At 70.6% G+C, this 6358-nt stretch carries 6 protein-coding genes; 3 read left to right on the top strand and 3 right to left on the bottom strand.

The window, feature by feature from the left end; all coding sequences use genetic code 11:
- Nucleotides 1–115: 115 nt before the first annotated feature.
- Together tsrT and ABZV40_RS46180 are read left to right on the top strand one after the other, a co-directional pair.
- Nucleotides 116–1801 (top strand): tryptophan 2-C-methyltransferase, encoded by a 1686-nt coding sequence (tsrT, locus tag ABZV40_RS46185; RefSeq protein ID WP_355456482.1) that lies wholly within the window; start codon nt 116–118, stop codon nt 1799–1801.
- Nucleotides 1798–3135, top strand: a complete 1338-nt coding sequence (locus ABZV40_RS46180; RefSeq protein WP_355456481.1) for an FAD-binding oxidoreductase — start codon at nt 1798–1800, stop codon at nt 3133–3135. Before tsrT ends, ABZV40_RS46180 begins: the two co-directional genes overlap by 4 nt.
- A 4-nt stretch (nt 3136–3139) precedes the next feature.
- On the opposite strand, the gene ABZV40_RS46175 is transcribed toward ABZV40_RS46180, so the two are convergent.
- Nucleotides 3140–4060 (bottom strand): MBL fold metallo-hydrolase, encoded by a 921-nt coding sequence (locus ABZV40_RS46175; RefSeq protein ID WP_355456480.1) that lies wholly within the window; start codon nt 4058–4060, stop codon nt 3140–3142.
- 91 nt (nt 4061–4151) lie between these two features.
- Here ABZV40_RS46175 and ABZV40_RS46170 point away from each other — a divergent pair, with 91 nt between their 5' ends.
- Nucleotides 4152–4637 (top strand): MarR family transcriptional regulator, encoded by a 486-nt coding sequence (locus tag ABZV40_RS46170; RefSeq protein WP_355456479.1) that lies wholly within the window; start codon nt 4152–4154, stop codon nt 4635–4637.
- 40 nt (nt 4638–4677) lie between these two features.
- Here the strand turns inward: ABZV40_RS46170 and ABZV40_RS46165 are convergent, their stop codons facing one another.
- The gene (locus ABZV40_RS46165) at nt 4678–5895 is read right to left on the bottom strand and encodes a DUF6596 domain-containing protein (RefSeq protein WP_355456478.1); all 1218 of its coding nucleotides are present in this window, start codon (nt 5893–5895) and stop codon (nt 4678–4680) included.
- Nucleotides 5892–6215 (bottom strand): YciI family protein, encoded by a 324-nt coding sequence (locus ABZV40_RS46160; RefSeq protein ID WP_355456477.1) that lies wholly within the window; start codon nt 6213–6215, stop codon nt 5892–5894. Before ABZV40_RS46160 ends, ABZV40_RS46165 begins: the two co-directional genes overlap by 4 nt.
- Nucleotides 6216–6358 lie beyond the last annotated feature (143 nt).

The following is a 6358-nucleotide window of genomic DNA, read 5'->3' as shown; positions in this document are numbered from 1 at the left end:
GACGGCCGACGACCCGCGCTTTTTACCCCCTCAGGTGGACAAAAGCGCCGTTCATCCCAAATCCGTGATCGCAGACGCCGTCGGCACCAGTGGGCCGACCAGCGGGGGAGATTCGATGAGCAGAGGCCTGGTAACACTGGTCAACCCGAACAAGGTGCATCCGCCGATCGCGCCTTACGCGCTCGACGTGCTCACCACGTCGTTGGAGAGCGCCGGGTTCGAGGTCGAGGTGGTGGACCTGACGTTCCACCGCGACGACTGGAAGACGTTCCTGACGGAGTACTTCACCACGCGCGAACCGATGCTGGTCGGCATCACGGTGCGCAACACCGACACCGTGTACGCGTTCGAGCAGCGTCCTTTCGTCGGTGAGCACAAGGAGATCATCACCGAGATCACCCGGCTGACGGACGCGCCGCTGGTCGCGGGCGGCATCGGCTTCTCCACGATGCCGTTCGCGCTCGTCGACTACTTCGGCGTCGACTTCGGCGTGAAGGGGCCGGGCGAGGTGATCGTCGTCGACCTCGCCGACGCCCTGGCCACCGGCCGTGACCCGGCCACTGTGGACGGACTGATCCGCAACACCCCGGACGGGATCGTCCGCACGTCCGGCATCCTCACGCCGCGTCCGCTCGTCGGGCCGACCGTGGTCAAGACGTGGCAGGTCGACGGCGCCGGCACGTACATCAGGCGATCCGGCGACAAGTACAAAGTGGACAACGGTGAGTACTACCGGCGCGGTGGGCTCGCGGGCATCCTGACCAAGTCCGGCTGCGTGTACCGGTGCGCGCACTGCGTCGAGCCCGACGCCAAGGGCGGTGCGGTGGCGCGCCGGGACGTCGCCGCCGTCGTGGACGAGATGCAGTCCCTTGCCGCGCAGGGGATCCTCGACCAGCACACCACCGACAGCGAGTTCAACCTCTCGATCCAGCACGCCAAGAACGTGCTGCGCGAGATCGTGCGCCGCAAGCACGCCAGTGCCGCCAACCCGCTCAACGACCTGCGGTTGTGGGTGTACTGCCAGCCTTCGCCGTTCGACGAGGAGTTCGCGGACCTGCTGGCCGCGGCGGGCTGTCAGGGCGTGAACGTCGGCAGCGACCACATCCGCGCGGACGTGCTCGCCAACTGGAAGGTCACCGGCAAGGGCACGACGTACTACACGTTCGAGGACACCGAACGGCTCGTGCGGCTGTGCCGTGAGCGCGGGATCAAGACCATGGTCGAGGCGTTGTTCGCCATGCCGGGCGAGACCTGGGAAACGATGCGCGACTGCGTGCGGGCGTTCATGGCGCTGGACGCGACCGTGACCGCGTTCTCGCTGGGACTGCGGCTCTTCCCGCACCACCCGCTCGGCATCTCGCTCGCCGAGCAGTGCGCCGGCGTCCGCACGATGCCCGGCCTGCAGTCGAACACCGCGACCGGCCCGATCATCCTCAAGCCGTTGTCGATGTGCGCGAACCTGGTCGAGTACGAGCGGCAGTTCATGTTCGACGAGCGCGGCGAGTTCCGCCTGGTCTGCTACTTCTCGCCGGACCTGCTGGAGGACGCGGGCACGAACACCGACCCGAACGGCCGCTGGTCGCGCACGGTCGAGTACCTGTGGTCGCTCGTCGATCCGGCCGACCACCACCGCGTGATGCTGCCGACGCTCGCGGGCATGAGCGAGTCGGAGAACAACTACGCCGACAACCCGTTCCTCATCGGCCTGACCAGCCTCGGCTACAAAGGCGCGTTCTGGTCGCACTGGCGGGAACGCGAGGAGATCCTGCGCGAGGCCCAGCTGGCGGGGGTGGTCCGGTGAAGTTCGACAGCCTTGCGGACCGGGTCCGCGGCCGGGTGCTGCTGCCCGGCGACGACGCCTTCACGTCGAGCAGCAAGCCGTTCAACGACCGCTACGCCGACATCGTCCCGGCGGCGGTGCTGTCCGTCGCCTCCGCGGACGACGTCGGCACGGCCATCAAGTGGGCACGGGAGAACGACGTGCCGCTCGTCGCCCGCGGCGGCGGCCACAGCTACGCCGGCACGTCCGTCAACACCGGGCTGGTCCTGGACCTGCGCGCACTCGCGGACGTCCACGCCGACCCGGACACGGCCCTGGTCACGGTCGGCGGAGGAACGCGGATGCGCGCGCTGTACGAGGCGTTGCGGCCGCACGACATCACGTTCCCGCTGGGCAACTCGGACGAGGTCGCCATCGGCGGCCTCACCCTCGGCGGGGGAGTGGCGGCGGTGTCCCGGGCGTTCGGCCTGACCTGCGACGCGCTCGTCAGCACCGATGTCGTGCTCGCCGACGGCAGCACGGTCACCTGCTCGGCCACCGAGAACCCCGACCTGTTCTGGGCGTGCCGCGGCGGTGGCGGCGGCAACTTCGGCGTCAACACGTCGTTCACGTTCCAGGCCCGGCCGGTCGTGGACAGCGCGACCTGCCTGCTGCTGTGGGACTGGGACCACGCGGTCGACGTGTTGCTGGTAGCGCAGGAGATCCAGCGCACCGCCCCGGACGCGCTGTCGTTGCGCATCGGCCTCACCAGCGGCGGCGTGGTGTCCGTGGTCGGCTGGCACCTGGGCTCGGCGGACGAGCTGCGGGCGCTGCTCGGCCCGTTGACCGCGACCCGTCCGTTCCGTTGCGACATCGAGGACCGCACGTACTGGGAGGCCGTGGAGTACGTGCACCACGAGACGGCCGGTGGCGCGTTCGCGGGCCGCACCCGCACGACCTCCGTTCCACTGCCGGAAGAAGCCGTGCGCACGCTCGTCACGGCCGTCGGGAAGTGGCCCGGCAGCGGCAACCCCGACGGCGGCGGCGCGGCCCTGTTCGGCTGGGGCGGCGCGATCAACGCGGTCGGCGTGACGGAGACCGCGTTCCCGCACCGCGACGCGTTGTTCCTGGTCTCGCTGGACACCTCGTGGACGTCGTCGGACGGCCCGCAGGTGGTGCGCGACAACCTGGCGTGGCTGACGGCGCTGCACGAGGACATCGCCGAGCACACCGACAACGCGTCCTACCTGAACTTCACCGACCCGGACCTGACCGACTGGCGGCAGGCCTACCACGGACCGAACCTCGCCAGGCTGGCCGAGGTGAAGCGCCGCTACGACCCGGACCGCTTCTTCCGGTTCTCCCAGGCGGTGTGAGCGCCTACACCGAGCACGCCAGCGGGCCGCCGTTGTAGGCGATCGCGTCACCGAGCGCGGCGGCGACGTTGATCTCCACCCCGTCCGCGTCGGCGTAGGCGCGGTGCAGGTTGAGCACCAGCCGTTCGGTGTCCGGCAGATCCGCGAACTCGCCGAGATCGGCTTCCCGCGCGGCCTCCAGCGGCGTCCAGCCCTTCTCGCGTCCCGTCACCGCGGTGTCGCGCACGAACTCGTAGTACCGCCGGTGCTCGCCGAGCACCTCGGCGAAGTCCGCCCCGGCCATGAGCGGTCCGTGGCCGGGCACCACCACGGCCGGTTCGAAGGCGGCCAGCCAGTCGAGCGACCGCAGCGCGCCGTCCAGCGAACCCATCGCGATCATCGGCGTGACGCGGTGGAACACCAGGTCACCGGCGAACAGCACGCGTTCCTCCGGCAGCCAGGCCACCGCGTCGCCGACGGTGTGCGCTGGATGGCCGGGATGCCGCACCACGACCGGCTTCGTCCCCGCGTACAGGGTGACCTCGTCGCGGAACGACAGCGTCGGGGCGCGGACCGCGTCGACACCCCACTCCGGCACCGGCGACCACACCGGTGGCGTGGCGGCGAGGATGAAGTCCTGCAGGACGCCCTGCCGGGTGTGCTCGTGCGCCACGATCACGGTGGAGTCCGGCAGCAAAGCGTTGCCGTACACGTGGTCGCCGTGCAGATGCGTGTTCACCGCGAGCCGCACGGGCGCCCCACCCGTGGCCGCGTCGACCGCGTCGAGGAAGAGCCGCGTGCGGCGAGCGGTCGCGCACGTGTCGACGAGGACGACTTCGCCTCCGGAGTGGACGGCGCCCGCGTTGTTGATCCACCACGTGCCGTCCGGCTGGATCCACGCGTGCACACCGGGTGCGACTTCCTGCAGGGAGGGTTGCGAGGTCATGGCGCACAACCTACTGGTGGCCACGCGACAGGGGCCGTCGCATCGACGATGATCCAGTCGGCGGCGGCGAGGCGACGGACGGGAGACGCGCGTGGTGGACGAGGCTCCGATCTCGACGGCGGCGGAGGCGGCCCGGCACGAGCTGATCCTCGCCTTCGGCCGGCTGCAGGGCGCGGCCAACCGGCTGGAGCACCTGCTGGGCCGGGCGATCGAGGCGGAGTGCGGGATCAGCCACCTGATGTACGAGGTGCTGCTGATCCTCGGCCGCGCGGGCGAACCGGGGCTGCCGATGGGCGTGATCGCCAGGGAGCAGGTGCTCAGCAGCGGCGGCGTGACGCGGCTGGTGGACCGGATGGAGGCGGCCGGGCTGGTGGAACGGACCGCGGACCCCGCTGACCGGCGCGGGCGGCTCGTCCGGCTGACCGCGGTGGGGGAGGAGACGGTGGTGCGGGCTTCTCGGGTGCACATCGAGAACATCAGGCGCTACTTCGTCGAACCGGTGCCCGAGGCGCACCGCGAACGGTTCGCGGAGGACCTGCGCACCCTCAGTCACGCGGCACGGGACCTGTTGTCCTGACGGTGACGTGACCGGGAACACCCCCGCGCGGCCCTGACCGTCACCGCAGCTGGTCGCGGCGGCGGATCAGACAGGCGGTCTCGGCGGTGTTGTCCGCCAGCTCGATGGCCCGGTCGTAGGCCGCGCGCGACTCCTGGCTGCGGCCGAGCCGCCGCAGCAGGTCGGCGCGGGTGACGTGGAACGGGTGGTAGCCGGCCAGCCGGTCCGCCACCCGGTCGACGGCGGCCAGCGCCACCTCCGGGCCGTCGAGCTCGGCGAGCGCGATGGCCCGGTTGAGGGCGACGATCGGGGACGGGTCGAGGCGGACGAACTGGTCGTAGAGCGCGAGGATCTGCGACCAGTCGGTGTCGCGGATGTCGCGGGCGGAGGTGTGCACGGCGTTGATCGCGGCGAGCACCTGGTAGCGGCCCGGTGCCACCCCGGAGGCGAGCCGTTCGCGCACCAGCCGGTGCCCCTCGGCGATCAGCGCCGTGTCCCAGGCACCGCGGTCCTGCTCGTCGAGGGCGACCAGCTCGCCGTTCGAGACGCGGGCGGGCCGCCGTGCCTCGGTGAGCAGCATCAGCGCCAGCAGCCCGGTCACCTCACCGTCGTCCGGCAGCAGCGCGTGGATCAGCCGGGTGAGCCGGATCGCCTCGGTGGTCAGGTCCTGCCGCACGGGGTCGGTGTCCGGCCCGGTGGCCAGGTAGCCCTCGTTGAACACGAGGAAGAGCGCGGCGAGCACCCCGGTGACGCGGGTGGGCAGGTCCTCGGCGGACGGCACGCGGTACGGGATGCGCGCCGCCTTGATCTTGGCCTTCGCGCGGGTGATCCGCTGGCCCACGGCACCTTCGTTCACCAGGAACGCGCGGGCGATCTCGGGCACGGTGAGCCCGCCGACCATCCGCAGCGTCAACGCCAGCCTCGACTCCATCGCCAGCGCCGGGTGGCAGCAAGTGAAGATCAACCGCAGCCGGTCGTCGTCGATGACGCCGAGAGGCTCCGGTGGGTCGCACGCCATTTGAGCCTCCTTCTGCTTGTCGTCGCGCTTGTTCTCGCGCCGGATCCGGTCGATGGCCTTGCGGGTGGCGGTGGTGGTCAGCCAGGCACCGGGGTTGGGCGGCACGCCGTCGGCAGGCCACCGCTCGACGGCGGTCGCGAACGCCTCGGCCGCCGCCTCCTCGGCGATGTCGAGGTCACCGAAGCGCCGGGTGAGCGCGGCGACCACCCTGGCCCACTCCTCGCGATGGGCGAGGGCGACCGCTTCCTGGGCGTCGATCACAGAAACGGCCGCACCTCGATCTTGCGATCGCACACCTTCGACGCCTCGGCGGCGAGCTTGAGCGCCACGTCCAGGTCGGGGGCCTCCCACACCCACACGCCGATGAGGTACTCCTTCGACTCCACGAACGGTCCGTCGCTGAACACCGCCTGCTCACCGCGGTTGTCGACCACCGTGGCCGTGGCGGTGTCCGCGAGCCCGCCCGCGAAGACCCAGTGGCCCTGCTCGATCAGCCGGTCGTTGAACTCGCTGATGGCGGGCTGCCGGTCCGTGCTGCCGGGGTTGTCCTTGTCGTCGATCACAGAAACCAGGTAGCGCATCCGCAGATCCTCTCTCGTGGCCGCTCACCACTGCTACGAACACCACAACCCTGATCCGACAATCTTCTTCGAAGATCTTTCCGGGACCCCGGGCAGCCCTGCCGTGGATGATGGGCGCCTTCATCCACCTGGGGTGGATGAAG

It is taken from the genome of Lentzea sp. NPDC004782 (assembly GCF_040609115.1).
Taxonomy (GTDB): domain Bacteria; phylum Actinomycetota; class Actinomycetes; order Mycobacteriales; family Pseudonocardiaceae; genus Lentzea.
The sequence above is the reverse complement of the archived record's forward strand: the minus strand, read 5'-3'. Positions and strand labels throughout refer to the sequence as shown.